This window comes from Bradyrhizobium iriomotense, assembly GCF_030160715.1.
Lineage (GTDB): Bacteria > Pseudomonadota > Alphaproteobacteria > Rhizobiales > Xanthobacteraceae > Bradyrhizobium > Bradyrhizobium iriomotense.
The window spans coordinates 22,239-35,653 of record NZ_BSOW01000038.1 but is presented as its reverse complement, the minus strand read 5'-3'; the positions used below and the strand labels follow the sequence as shown (position 1 = coordinate 35,653).

Annotated in this window: 11 protein-coding genes and 2 pseudogenes; 6 read left to right on the top strand and 7 right to left on the bottom strand. The window is 57.9% G+C overall.

Annotated elements, in window-relative coordinates; translation table 11 throughout:
- Positions 1-2: 2 nt before the first annotated feature.
- Positions 3-704 carry an ABC transporter ATP-binding protein gene (locus QQL28_RS37875; RefSeq protein ID WP_284273908.1) on the top strand — a complete coding sequence of 234 codons (702 nt, stop codon included), beginning with the start codon at positions 3-5 and terminating at the stop codon, positions 702-704.
- A 474-nt stretch (positions 705-1,178) separates the two neighbouring features.
- On the opposite strand, the gene QQL28_RS37870 is transcribed toward QQL28_RS37875, so the two are convergent.
- Positions 1,179-1,931: a site-specific integrase gene (locus tag QQL28_RS37870; protein ID WP_284273907.1), complete on the bottom strand. Its 753-nt coding sequence runs from the start codon at positions 1,929-1,931 to the stop codon at positions 1,179-1,181.
- A gap of 1,004 nt (positions 1,932-2,935) precedes the next feature.
- Positions 2,936-4,762: a sensor histidine kinase gene (locus QQL28_RS37865; RefSeq protein WP_284273906.1), complete on the bottom strand. Its 1,827-nt coding sequence runs from the start codon at positions 4,760-4,762 to the stop codon at positions 2,936-2,938.
- A gap of 505 nt (positions 4,763-5,267) precedes the next feature.
- On the opposite strand from QQL28_RS37865, the pseudogene QQL28_RS37860 reads away from it, so the two are divergent.
- From QQL28_RS37860 to QQL28_RS37850, 3 genes and pseudogenes are all read left to right on the top strand, one after another.
- Positions 5,268-5,646, top strand: a pseudogene (locus QQL28_RS37860) (NUDIX hydrolase).
- A gap of 1,053 nt (positions 5,647-6,699) precedes the next feature.
- Positions 6,700-6,882: a hypothetical protein gene (locus tag QQL28_RS37855; protein WP_284273905.1), complete on the top strand. Its 183-nt coding sequence runs from the start codon at positions 6,700-6,702 to the stop codon at positions 6,880-6,882.
- 149 nt (positions 6,883-7,031) lie between these two features.
- Positions 7,032-7,421 (top strand): response regulator, encoded by a 390-nt coding sequence (locus QQL28_RS37850; protein WP_284273904.1) that lies wholly within the window; start codon positions 7,032-7,034, stop codon positions 7,419-7,421.
- A 422-nt stretch (positions 7,422-7,843) separates the two neighbouring features.
- Here the strand turns inward: QQL28_RS37850 and QQL28_RS37845 are convergent, their stop codons facing one another.
- Positions 7,844-8,086: a hypothetical protein gene (locus QQL28_RS37845; protein ID WP_284273903.1), complete on the bottom strand. Its 243-nt coding sequence runs from the start codon at positions 8,084-8,086 to the stop codon at positions 7,844-7,846.
- A 588-nt stretch (positions 8,087-8,674) separates the two neighbouring features.
- Between QQL28_RS37845 and QQL28_RS37840 the strand changes: the two genes are divergently transcribed.
- Together QQL28_RS37840 and QQL28_RS37835 are read left to right on the top strand one after the other, a co-directional pair.
- The gene (locus QQL28_RS37840; RefSeq protein WP_284273902.1) at positions 8,675-8,854 is read left to right on the top strand and encodes a hypothetical protein; all 180 of its coding nucleotides are present in this window, start codon (positions 8,675-8,677) and stop codon (positions 8,852-8,854) included.
- Positions 8,851-9,090, top strand: coding sequence for a hypothetical protein (locus QQL28_RS37835; protein WP_284273901.1), 240 nt, complete (start codon positions 8,851-8,853; stop codon positions 9,088-9,090). Before QQL28_RS37840 ends, QQL28_RS37835 begins: the two co-directional genes overlap by 4 nt.
- A 536-nt stretch (positions 9,091-9,626) precedes the next feature.
- Here QQL28_RS37835 and QQL28_RS37830 read toward each other — a convergent pair.
- The 4 genes and pseudogenes from QQL28_RS37830 to QQL28_RS37815 form a co-directional block, all read right to left on the bottom strand.
- Entirely contained in the window at positions 9,627-9,878 is a 252-nt protein-coding gene (locus tag QQL28_RS37830; RefSeq protein WP_284273900.1) for a hypothetical protein, read from the bottom strand.
- A 69-nt stretch (positions 9,879-9,947) separates the two neighbouring features.
- On the bottom strand, positions 9,948-10,943 hold the full coding sequence (locus QQL28_RS37825) for a catalase family peroxidase (protein WP_284273899.1): 996 nt from the start codon (positions 10,941-10,943) through the stop codon (positions 9,948-9,950).
- Positions 10,944-11,167: 224 nt separating this feature from the next.
- A pseudogene (locus QQL28_RS37820) lies at positions 11,168-12,336 on the bottom strand (saccharopine dehydrogenase family protein).
- A gap of 462 nt (positions 12,337-12,798) precedes the next feature.
- On the bottom strand, positions 12,799-13,362 hold the full coding sequence (locus QQL28_RS37815; RefSeq protein WP_284273898.1) for a hypothetical protein: 564 nt from the start codon (positions 13,360-13,362) through the stop codon (positions 12,799-12,801).
- Between the last annotated feature and the right edge of the window lie 53 nt (positions 13,363-13,415).

Here is a 13,415-nt window from a genome sequence, read left to right as displayed (position 1 = left end):
CCGTGTTCGAGCCGCAGTTCCTTCAAGTCCGCGAGCTTTCTGTCGCATACGGCCGCAGCCAGGTCCTGTTCGACATAACGCTGGCAGCGCCACGGCATGGCGCCGTGGCAGTGCTCGGTCGCAACGGCGCTGGCAAGACGACCTTGCTGAAGACAATCGTCGGCGAGCTCACGGCCCGCAGCGGGACCATCGCCATGGATCTTCACGACATCACGCGGCTGCCAACCGAACGTCGGGTTCGTTTGGGTCTCGGTTATGTGCCGCAGGAGCATGCCGTCTTCGACCGGCTGACCGTGCGCGAGAACCTCGAGGTGGCTGCGCTGCTGAACCGAGACCTGTCGCCGATCGATCAGGTGCTCGCCTGGTTCCCGAAGCTCGGTCAGCGCTTGGGGCAGCCGGCAGGAACGCTTTCGGGCGGCGAGCGGAAAATGCTGGCGATCGGCCGGGCCATCTTGTCGAGGCCCAAGCTCCTGCTGCTGGACGAACCTACGGAAGGTGTGTGGTCCGGCGTCATAGAGGAGATTGCCGAGCGCTTGCGGGAGCTCATCAAAAATACCGCCGTCGTCATCGTCGAGCAGCACCTCGAGCTCGCCCTGAATTTGGCGGACTACACCTATGTCCTCGATCGCGGACGCGTCGTTCTTGAAGGTCGCGCGTCGGCGGTGCGCCACGATCCGAAGCTCCTGCACCTCCTGGCACCATGAGAGCGCTGACGTGAGCGATTGCCCTGTGTACGTCGTGGCCGAACGCAGAAAGCGAGAGCCGCAGCTCGATCATGGTTTTCAGTTGATGCCGAAAATAATCTTCGCTTCTCCGACCGACTGGATGCACTCTGGGGTGTTTCCCTCTACGCTAAGGAGTTTTGTACGCGCCAATGACCCCTTTGCGTAGGAGAAATCTCGATCCATTGAGAGCCCCACGGAGTAGACCGTCCGCGCAACTTCTCATGGCGAAAGAGGTTTGCTGCCGTGGCCCCTGGTCGATGGTCCGGCGTGCTTCATCATCTCGGACTAACTGCGATTGGCCATCGCGGCGTGTTCGATGGCAGGAGAGCTAAATCGCTTATGTGCCTCCGATCACCGTTTCGACATGCCGCGGAACCAGCGGCACGATTGCCGCGCGAGCGAGATCTTCTAGAGCTGTGGAAATGTATTTGGCGTAGTGCCGCTCGATCATTTTCACGGAAGTATTGTGCAGTTTAGCAACGTGCTGAATAGTCGGTTTCGCAAGCCGCGGACGATGCTGGAATGTCGCAACGCGTAGGGAATAGCTTCTGGTAGCTTTGCGTGCTCGCGGATAGAACGCCAGGGGCGAGTGAGTTCTGCCGTTTTCCACGGACCACGTTTTGACCTTCTCCAAACCATGGTACCAACTTCCTGGTCATAGCTCCATCGTTCAAATAAAGTAGCCTCTTTGGGGCGGTCCAAATTTCCCTGCGACAATGCCTCAATGATGTCGTCGCCCACTGGAAACGGGACGGACCCACCGTTGCCGCCACGGCCTTTGTAGGAACCTGGCACCATCAGGCGATGCTCTTCTGCCTGAACATCGCCGACGCGCATTCGTCTTGCTTGCGCAAATCGCGCACCGGTTGCTGCCAGGCACACGACGAGGCGATACAAGTCGCCTTCGAATCCCTGCTCGCCGTCGATCTCGCGTGCGGCTCGAAGCAGGTTGCTGACCTGCGCATCTGTTAGGATCTGGTTGTCTCGCGCGACGGATACTTCATCATCATCGTCGATGCGTTCAGCTTTGATCTTTTCGTACGGATCGCGATGACTGCGTATGAATGCGTTTTCGTTCTGCTGTGCGGCGGTCCTGGCGAATTCAGAAATCCCCTCCATAGACTGCCGTTTATCCTTCGGAAGCTTCGCCCATTGGCGAATGATCTTCCGGCGGGCTTCGCGTTGCTTTTCCCTTAGGTCAGGCATCGGTACGCTCCTTTTTTGGAAGTACATGGTCCATCGTACTTGATCTCGTGAAGCCAGTTGGGACCGGAAGGAAACTTGGCGGCCCTGGTCGGCGCGCAAAGCTCATACAAAATCGGCCTGAGATAGGTCGGCCAAATTGTGAAGCAATCCGGCGGGGATCACTGCACGCTGAAGCCGCCGCGCGGCGATGGCCTCGGATGACGCGGCGCGCCTCCTAGCCTCCGCATCTCAACATATCCTCGCATTGTCTCCGTCGTCGCAAATGCGGCCGGGCACGCCCCGGACCGATCGACCGAACCATATTGGAATGCCCTCCCAGACAATCCAGCAGCCGCCGGGGCCGGTATTGAATATATCACAGGGCGTGCCGTATGCTGTGATGCGCGTTCGCCCGGCTGCGAATTTCTCGCGAGCCACGGCGGCCGTTGTAAGCACGGTGATCGCGATCAATCCAGTCGCCAAGAGCTTGATTGTGGTCATCGCGCTTGTCCTTTAACCCTTGATGGGGCTGCAACCTTAGCCTGTTTCCGCAGCCAGTGAAGGACCGGATACGCTTGCTCGTCCGCATCCTGCCCGACGAACTTCGCCGATGTTGTCCCCGGCGAAAAACCGCCCACGTCACGGGTCACTGCACCCGGAACCCGCCGCGCAGGATGCCGTGGTGCTTGAGCCAGGCGTCAACGTCGCGGTGGTCGAACGTCCGCTCATCACCCACAAGCGGCGCAAGAGCGGACATTCGCTACCGACGCGATGAGCCCATTCTGTTGGAAAGTCGAAAATGCGACCAATGCAATATTCTCGCAAAAGCTTGCTCGCTTCTGATCTCTCCTGAGAACGCGTTCTTCAAGCGATGTCCTTAGCGGGTCAGTCGCGTCGGTTTTACCGCCCGCCGATAGCTTCTGGTCTATCCCGATAACCGGACGTTTTCGGTGTCGACCGCCACTTCGAAAAAGGGCCAACAGGCGACATTTCAAAAAACGAGCGCGAGCGGTAAGAGGCGCGTCTTACAAACCTTCAGCGAGTGGCAGGCTGATATGAAACACGGCTCCGCCTGTTGCCTGATTGTCTGCCCATATGCGACCACCGTGGGCCTCGACGATTGTTCGCGCAATCGACAACCCAATCCCCATCCCCTCTGCCTTTGTCGTGAAGAACGCTTCAAACACTTGCTTTGCCTTATCCGGCGGAATGCCGGGACCGGCATCGGAAATAGACACTTCACCAAGACGGTCGTTGCGCGTGGTTTGAATGCTGATTTTGCGCTTGCCGACTGGTATATCGGACATTGCATCCATTGCGTTTACAATGAGGTTCAATATGACCTGCTGTAGCTGAATTCGATCAGCCTTGATGGGTAGAGGCGTCAGAGCGAGGGCGTTGGTCAATTCGACTTGCCGCGCAACGGCGAGTGCAGAAAGAAATTCCTCAGTTTCGCGAACAAGTTCGTTCAGGTCGATATCGCTGGATTCAAACGGCGCTTTCCTCAACATACTTCGCAAGCGACGAATGACTTCACTGGCGCGATCTTGATCACGCCGGATATCGATAGCTATCTCTTTGAGATCTTCGAGGTCCGGCGATGGCGACCGAAGCATCAATTCCATCGTCTCAGCGTTCGTCTGAATAGCGCCTAGCGGCTGGTTGATTTCATGCGCAATTGAGGCGGTCAATTCGCCCGCCGTTGAAAAGCGATTGACACGCGCAAGCTCGGACATGCGCTGCCGCGACTGTACTTCAGCGTATCGACGCCGATGTCGCTCGTGGAGGAGAAGAGAAATCAACCCACCCTGCAATACGATAACCCCGAACGTTAGGGCAATGGGCCAAGCGTAATCATGCCATACACTGGTTTCACGGAAGTGGATTTCCGTATCTGGCGGCAAACCATGTTCACTGATGCCCCAGCGCTGCATCTGTCGCCAATCGAATACTGGCTTGGTAAATTCACCTACAACAATTGGGTTCGCAGCAACGCTGGCATCATCGAGAATCCGGGCGGCGAGGGCCGCCACCTCCTGACCGTAGGCAACATTGTTCAGAACAAACCCACCTGTCGCACCAAATCCGATTAGCGATTCCACATCGACCAAAATCGGTCGGTTTGCCACCCTAGCAATCACAGTTAGAGCATCAGGGGAGGAATAACGTGTTCCTTCATCATCGATGAAAAGGGAGGTGTAGAAGATCGCGGTTTTGTCTGGGAGTGAAGCTCCACGAGCGGCCTGCACATTCAAGGGTAAGCCGGTCAGATTGATCAGTTCTGTTTGGCCAGCCAAGGCTGGAAGCTCTTTCAGATACTGAAGTCGGTAGGGGTCCTTCGTGAGCGATCCACCCAACACAGCAAGGCGCTTGAGGTCGGGAACGAGGATATGCGCAACTGTCATCGTTGATTTAATCGTTCGCCGCATAACCAAACCAGTCATATTGCGGTCAGGTTCGAGTCTGGCAGCGGTCATCTCGTCGATCGCAGCGAACACGACGGGCACGTCTGGCCATAGTTCTGATCGCCAACGCCTCACAAGGTCTAAGGCTGACGCCCCCACAGCCACAATGACACCAAAACGCACATCACTATATTTTTGTTGAACATAGGTCCGCAGAGTGGCTTCCTGTTTCCGACCGGAAAATCGCTTCAAATCGAGGGTCTCACCGAATACCGCCACGCTCGGTCTGAAATTGTTGAGGGCTGCTCTCAATGTGGCGGAAAACGTCGTAGGAATCCCGCTAGACGGATCAGGCTCATCGATAACAAGAGCAGTGCGCGGCGACGGTTCCGCCACCGCCAATGTCGCCGTTACGGCCAGCAACCAAACAAGTACTAGTGTTCGCATTTTCTTTGCAAACGCGGTGGGCGAGGACGAACGCCTGACTTAAGCGGGTACGCCACCTATTCCTGCGTCCATCTTAGCAGGTTTGAGCGGCAATGTCCGCTCGGGGTCAATCTCGACATTCTTGTAGTTCGCTAGCCACGCCCGATCTACCCCTAACTTCAGACATCCCGCTGCACTGCGCCAACTGAAGCGATGGGCCAACAGGCGACATCCTGCACGGCAGCGGAACCAGAAGGTGTCGCTGGCGACTTCATCGGCGGAGCCACAAGATGATGATGGCGACCACGATCGGAGCCAGTCCACTGGCCAGCGCGAACCAGAACTTAGGTTCTTCGAGAATGTCGAAGATGTCGAGCATGCTCCGGAAAATAGCGGAGCCTAGGCGCGCGGTCACGATCCGTGAGATTTACCCCGGGATAGTACGGAGCCGAAAAAACACCCATGATTGCAGATCAAACCATCCGCTCTAGACTGACATCGACTTGTCAGATCGATTCGACGGGATATGGCGAAATCCTCAAAGCTCGTTGCTGCGAAGAAGGGGCGCGTGCTCCTCGTCAGACGACGGCGCGATAGGCTCTGGATGTTTCCAGGCGGCCGCAAACATGCTGGCGAGAGTGAAAGAAAGTGCCTTCGTCGTGAGATCAGGGAAGAACTGCCAAGGCTCAAACTTGGGCCGCTGAAGTTGTGGAAGGAAGTAAGGAGCAAAAATCGCCAATCCGGACGAAAGATGAGCGATGCGATCTTCGTGGTCAAGCAGGCCTCTGGTCCCTTGGAAGATCGGTGACAAAAAGGAAATCGATAAGGCGGTGTGGCGCAAGCCGCGACGGATCAGGCTAACGCCGACATCTCGCTACATTCGGGACAAGCTGTTTCCGAGCTAGCCATGTCCGCTACACGTTCGGGCCGCCCTCGATACGTTCCCCTTTGAGCTCATGTCTCCCGCGCTTCTAGCAGTCCGTCGCCTTTTTCTGGGACGGTGCGGGCTCAGCCGCCCCGGCCGTCGCTTTCTTTGATTGTTCAGTGGGTTCGGGACGGGTCTGCTCGACCGTGCCTGCCGTCCTATCCGGCGACTGCGCGGAAGGTGCGGGCTGGTCGTCGTCGATTGCTCGGCAACGGTGGGCTGGCTCTGCATCTGGCGCTGCGCGTCTTCCGACGATGTTGCGGTATGCTCCGAGGCTTTGCTCATCGAAGATGTCGGCGGTTGCTGCTTGGAATCGGTTGCAGTGGAGCCGGTGGTTTGTCCGGTATAGCCCGGGACATTCCCTGATCCTGCATCGCGGCTCGCCGTGTCGCAGGGGCCGGCATTCACCGGGCTGGTGCTGACGGCGAGCACGGCGCCCAAGATCATAAGTCTGTAAGTAATCATTGCCCTTCTCCTTAGTTGGAGGCTGGACGATTGAACAAGGGTCTGGGGCCTTCTGTTCCGAACGCGCGTGAGAGGAGCGCAAACATGGACGAGTGGCTGTATTCCCCGAGCCAAAATCGCGCCGAACATCAATGCACAGGAGCGGGTCGGCTTCCCTTGCACCAAATATCTCAATAGGCGCGGTGCGCGGGCCCGCAGTTTCTCACGCTCCTAAAGCACAAGAAGAAAGACCGCCTGTGCTGCCACAAGCGGCCCAAGTCTAGGGAGGAAACGCCCAAGGAGGGCAACGATAGCGGGAGCGCTACCGCACACCACAATAGATAAGACGATCGCGATCGGCTCAATTGAACCTAGGTAAACTTCGATCATCTAAAGGGGGCACGGACCGATACGAAGGTATATGGCGCTCGTTGTGGTCACTCACATAAAAAAGTAGCGAACGCGTGTGCATTGCTGCCGAATGATGTACGCAAATTGTCGGCCGCGCATCGGCGGGCCATAGCCCAAAACGCATTGCCAAGCTGGCTGTTCGTGCTAGGAAGCGCCTTCCCAAAAGCAGGAAGACGTAATGGCCAAGAAAACTAAGAAAATTGTCCGCCGCGAATACACCGCAGCGGACGTTAAGCAACTGCGCGCCCACTCCAAGGCGCGCACGCCTGTTGTTAAGATCGCCAAGGAAATGAAACGCACTGTTGGCAGCTTGCGCCAAAAGGCGCTGTCGCTTGCCATTCCGTTGGGGCACGTCCGCTAAGGGCGAAACTGGCTTCACTGTGGCGCGTGCAACGCCGTGCGCGCGCCGGTTTCTTTCCGCAAAGGCGCGGAAGTTGGAACATAATGTCGGAACGTTTTCGCTAATAGGCATTTGTCCTACTGAGCGGAACATTGCGATAGGTGGTAAAGATGATCCACCAAGCCCCCATGAAGGGCTGCCGCGTTCTCATCGTTGAAGATGAGTATTTGGTCGGTGACGACCTTGCAGATGCGCTACGAACGCGCGGCGCCCAAGTGATCGGACCTATTCCCGAACTCGCAGCAGCATTGTCTGTCTCTCACGATAGCTTTGATGTCGCCGTGCTTGACGTGAACCTGCGCGGCGAAACCAGCTATCCGTTGGCGGATGAACTTATGCGCAACGGAAAGCCATTCGTTTTCACGACTGGCTATTGTGCCGACATGATTCCCAGCCGGTTTCAGAATGTCCGCCGGTGGGAAAAGCCTTGGCAGCTTGAAGACGTAACGGCCGACATCGCCCAGATGTGCAGTAAGCATCAACCGCCTGTTGCAGCGTAGCGCCGTCGTCTCATTCCCGGCCGTCGTTCTTCAACTCTTCCCGTTTATTCGAAGCCACCAAACGAGTTCTGATCTATCCCCGGTAAGCGGACCATTTCGGAGCCGAGTCGGACTTCGCCGTAGGGCCAACCGGCGACATCCGAAAAAGAGGCCGCCAGCTCAGGCGGCCCTTTATCTAAATCGCTTTTTCGGTTTCGGTCTTGCGTGCTGGTTTGTTTTGGAAGTTTCCGTCCGAAGTTCTTGCGCTTCCTTGGCCAGCCTTAGCTCCCTGAGGCGAGCCATGTTTTGGCGAATATCAACAGACTTCTTCGCCTCTTCTTGCATGACCACCTCGTGATGTGCGACTGCAAGGCGCTCTCTGTTCAGCTTGGCGCAGGGATCGTTCCTGATCGTCGGTCATCCTGTGCCTCCGGCGTACGGCCTCACTTCGAGGCTTTGGTGATCTTGTGCTCCAAGTGGCCGGTCTCATGATCACGGCGGAGCTGGCTCAACGATGTCTCGTTCAGCTTAGGTAGAACCTCGCCGAGCTTCTCGGTATCAGGATAACCGGCTGCGAAACTTCGGCCGTACATTTTGCGCAATGTGCCAATGAGGGTGTTTCCGTGTTTGGCGCTGATTTCTCCATCCTTGTTGCGGTGGCGATTGTCGAGAGTGGCCTTGCTCATGCTGCCCTCCATAGTGCCCGCGCCGACAGCATTCACCCGCGGACACCAAATCGCAACAACACCTGCTCGGGAACTGCACTTCTGCACTGCGTAGCTTTAGATGGCAGCGGGCGATCGGCTCATGGAACGCTTGTTTTAACTCGTTCCGCCTCCGGTCAATGCGGCCACGGACACCTAATGCGTATTCGAGACGTATTAGGTCACGCCTGCTGACGCACTCCTAAGCTCTTTCGGACCCAGTCGCGCCGCTGCAGCGCTCGTTTTGCTTTCACGAACCTGAGCCAAGGGATGCATTGCATCACAGCATGGTCCACGCTAGAGCAGCCGTAAATCTTTAGAGGCGGACACATGGCATATGCCTATAAGCTGAATGAAGACGTTCTCCACCAGCCCCAACGTCCACAAGGACGTGCCGCAACTGATCCACCAATGATTTACACCATCGTTCAACTCATGCCCATCGAGGCAGATGGACGTCTTAGATATCGCATCAAGAGTAAGTCGGAGAAAATCGAGCGGATAGTTACGGAAGATCAGCTTTCGTACTCTCAGTGATCTAACGCGCTTGATGACGGTAGGAGTCCAGTCGTGCTGAATGATCGAGAAAATATCCTGCGTGCGCTCCGCGAGAAGCCGCTCAAAATGTACGAGGTCATGAAACGCGCCAATGTCGCGAATGAAGAAGCTTGCCAAGCCCTCCTCTTGAAAATGCGAGACGAAGGCTTGGTGAAGTTCGATATCCACAAGGGACGCTGGCTCATCGGATGATTCGAATCGCGGCGACCATCCAGACAGACGACTCGCTGCATGCGCGCACTGCATTTCATCCGCCCGGATTCAGCTATCTAGTGTCCGACATGGTTCATGTCGCGTCGGTTTCGTCTGACTTCGCCGATGGCCGTCTGCCCTCAATTGCCGCCGCGATGCTGACCACTGCGTTGTTCCGCGGTGAGCCAAAAATCAAACATACGCAGTGCCAAATCCGGACCGATGACGTGCTGTGAGCGAGTGGGACTACACGTATAGGCCGGCCTTGGGGAAACGCCGGCCCAGAGGGGCAGAATCTCGTATGCGCTCAGGCCGCGATCAAGGCGATTTGGGCGGAGAGATGAGGTGGCGTGTCGGCGCACGGTGGCACGCTGCCTTGAGCAGGTCCCGGTTGACATAATCAACGATATTGCAGAAGCCTGGCGCTGCTTTCCGCGCGATAGCGTCGCGAATTCGTAAACCGTCAGCTCCGGTCAGCTTTGGTCTACCAGACCCCTAAGGCTTCTCGTCCAAAAGCATGCAATGGTGGTTGCAGATCGAGGGCAAATCTCGACAGGGAAACGTTACGCTCAGGCTGCAAGGCGGCCTGACCCACATCTCGGGAATGCAATGTCTACAAAGACGACGCCACAAAGTCCAAAACGCAAGAAATCAAAAGCGATCTCGCCGTGGGCCTCCGCGGCATCAACGCTATCGGTGGCCACGCAAAACCTAATTAACATGTGCGCAGTTGCCGCCGTCGCGGGCACAGTTCTGCTCGGGCTTCTTGCCGCTAAGCATTTTTGACGGGCAGCATTCGCGTATCCCTTGTTATGGAAGAACTCGGTCTTTGGGTTGCTAGACGACCACGCGAGTGCCCCTCACGCACGGTCGAATACGCGATGTCAGCATTGATTTCAGAACGCCAGAACCACCACTCAGCAGGTCCGCTGAGCGCCAAAAAGCCGATATCGCCATAGTCAGCCCGTCGGGCGTTCTTCAGCGGATCATCGCTAAGATCCGTATCCGGTTTTTCGACGCCCATGCGAGAAGCGTCTTGCCGTGTATGATCGCCGCCCATCGCGCTACGAACACCACGGAATTGTCGGACGATCTATTTGGTACGGCGGCCGAACGATTCGGCGTAGGCCTCGGTGCGTGTATTAATGATCGGGTCGTCCGAAGCGTCGATGCCGGTCGTCACATTGGTCGGTAAGAACAGCAACTCGCTCTCGACCTTCTTGGTATCCAAAGCCTTGATGACCGCGATTTCGCCGAGTTCTACCGTCGACCGGCTGTCCGGCCAAACTTTCGTGGCATCCGTAGTCGGATCATCGGAGGCGGCAACCTGTACCAGAAGATGGAATTTGACAGGCCCTTTTTCGAGCGATGCCCGTAGATTGTCGGCTAATGCATTCGGAGGACGCGTCGTCGCCTCCTCATCGCTCACGTAGGCGGGTCCGCTCTCGGGCACGATGCGGTAGCGGCCGAACTTGCTTGTTCCTTGCGCATTGGTGAACTTGAACGCGTTAACGCCAAAGAAGGGCTGCGTGCCGTAGCTGACCGCTACAGGCCGCGGCGTGGTGACAAACGCGGACGCGGCCGGGTGGGTCGACAAGAATTTCTCGACCGGCGTCGGCTTGGGCACGTCGGGACCGCTTGCGGCGACCGCCTGAAGCAGAGCCAGAAAATCCTCGCCGGTCGCCACCGGAAACCCGTTTGCCGATATGCAGACTATGTCTTGCTCGCTGCCATCCGAGAGACGGAACTTGATCGCCATGCCGCGGATACGGTCGGTCGAAGGGTGGGTGTCGGGCGCGTCAGGGACGCCGCCCGCATTTGAGAAGCGAATGACCAGCGGCGTGGGAACACCTTTGAGAAAGGCAGCCGAACTGAAGGTGTCGGCGCCTTGTGCCGGCGTGAAGGTGCCTTCAAACACGGCGCCCTTGGCGTGGTTCGCGCGAACGCCCGGATGCTGGCCGTAAAGTGCGTTCATTTGATTGACCAGCCGAACGCCAAGCGGCTCGTCTTCGGCGCCGGCGCCGGTCGCGCCTGCCGCCGTCAGCGCGGAGAATGCGATGCCCACAGCAATGCTTTGAAACGATCGCATGAACTATCCTCCTGTTTTACGAGGGAGCGCATAGGAAAGCTGCTTCAGGCTAGCGAAAAATCCCGCCCAGAGTGGATAATCTAAACTAAAACGCGGCCCCAAAGTGGTCGATATCTGGTCGAGCGTTACGCCATTGCCGATCGCAATCGGTGTCTTTTCACTCACCGGTTCGGCGCGCACGGACGACGGCTGCGACCGAAACAAGATCAGTTCTGAGCGTTACCTCAACGCGCGCTGAAGGTGAGGCCGGCGCGCTCCTTCAGGCGCTCGCACAACGCCGGACCCATCTGCGCGCCCCCGCGTCCAGATGCCGCCCTCGCCCTGCACGTCGCGCACGAGGCAGAGAGCGCTTTCGGCGATCATCTTGCTGGTCGAGCCGTAGCCCGGATCGCGGTCACCCGTGACGACCACCTCGACCCGCCCGCCATCCGGCAGCTCGCCGAGGAAGAGAATGTCGTAGAAGCCCTTCTCGCGCTCTTGCCGAGTCGGGCCTGCGCCGGGTTTGAGACCGCCGGTTCGGAACAAGGAAGCCATCGTGGCGAACGTCTCCGTCGTCACGCGACCGAGTTCCCCAAATCCCGGCGCGACCATTATCTCGTCGTAAACGAAGTCCGTGCCGTAGGGATGACCCAACAGGAAATTCGTGCGGTGCACGTTCTTGGTGTTGATCGGCGCCATGGGGAACGGCACGAGCCACGCGTTCATGCTCGGGTCGTATTCGGGGATGAGGCCCGACGGCTGAGTCGGCCCGGTGAAACCCGGCGTCAGCGCGAAGGGATCGCTCAAGAGCCGGATCAGGGACGGGTCGCGCGCCGCGGCGGCCAATGTCGCCTGAGCACTTGCCGCGGTACCGCCCGACATGCCGCCTTTCACCTTGCGCAAGCGGGCTTTGACCCGCCGCGCCGGGCGTCCGAATTTCTCGCGCGCCCTCTCCTGCAACGTGAGCACGCCGACATCGAACGGGATGGAATCGAAGCCGCAGGAGAAGGCGATGCGCGCGCCGGTCGTTTCGCCTCTTCGTGATGGGCGTCGATCATGCGCTGCATCCAAATCGGCTCGCCGCACAGATCCACATAGGCTGTTCCCGTGGCAGCGCAGGCCGCCACGAGTTCGAGGCCGTGGAGCTGATAAGGCCCGACCGTCGTGATGATCACGGCTGCACGATCGCACATCGAACGCAGGCTGGCCGGCTCGGCGGCATCCGCCTTAACCAAAGGCAAATCATCTGGCGCGCCAATCCCGGCACGCACCTTCTGGAGCTTGTCGTCGAGCGTCCTGCGATCGCCCAGGACGGAGCTTCGCCGCCGCGATATGACGTTGTCAGATATTCAGCGATGAGACGGCCGGTGTAACCCGTCGCACCATAGACGATGAGGTCGAAGTCCCGCTTCACGACGTTGGTCCTCCTCAAGACCCGGGAGAGCAATCCTCAGATCCGTGTGCAATCGCACTGTATGCTTCCCGGCCACTGTCGCCAGGGGCCACGCAACATTCGCTACCAACTCGCGTTTGACGGAGGATACCACAGTTCCCGCCTTCGGGCGCGCGACTGTCCGATTCGGGTTAAAATCGGCAATTCTCTGATCAAGCAGAAGATTTCTGCTTAGCACCAACAGCCGGCATCTGTGCCTTTATCCAAACGGGAGCGGTGCCCAAAACAGGCGGGACTGTTGCGCGGTGCCACGCTCAACTCACACCGAGGCTGAAACAATCGGCTTTACGGTCGCATGCAATTCCGGATGTTTCATTGCCGTCCACCAAGGACCTGTGACTCAAGCGGGAAACGTTCTCATTGCAACTGCAACTCTCCTCCCCGCTAAAGCGCGGATGCATGCTTGGGGGGTGGTCGCCATGATCAGGCCACTGCTGTCAACCTTCTATCGGCATCAGGGCTGGCGCAAAGCAGACGCTTGCGAATGGCCTCTTCAACGAGCGCAAGCGCTTCCTTGGCTTGTCGCGCTGCGGCTTCAGCAACTTCGGCACGAAGCTCTGCAGCCGTCACCTTATCCTTTTGGGCTTGAATGCACGACTGGGCTTGCTCAAGTGCTCTGCACGCATCCTGCAACTTGTGTTCGGCGGTGATGATGAATTCACGTTGCGCCCGCTCGGCGGCGTCAGCTCGCATTTCAGCAAGCCGCAATCTTTCCAAGGCGCTTGCGCAAAGCGACTGCGCGCGGGCTTCGGTCTCGCGGGCGTGCTCCTCCATACTGCGGAAGACATCGGCCGCCTGATACACCAGCTCTAGCGCTGTCGCTCCCTTGTCGGGTGTCGACGCTGGAGGGAAGTCTAGGACGTTCTCGTCCCTCCCAACTGACGCTCTGGAATTACGCTGCGCCATGTAATTCAAGCCCCGTCGCGAAACGCATACACGAGCAGCATCATGAAAAGCTATGGTTAACGAATGGTAAAGAGCGGTCATGCCGGCACTCCGAGGTTACCGCATCCGAGCAGCATCTGGGGCGTATTCGTGAT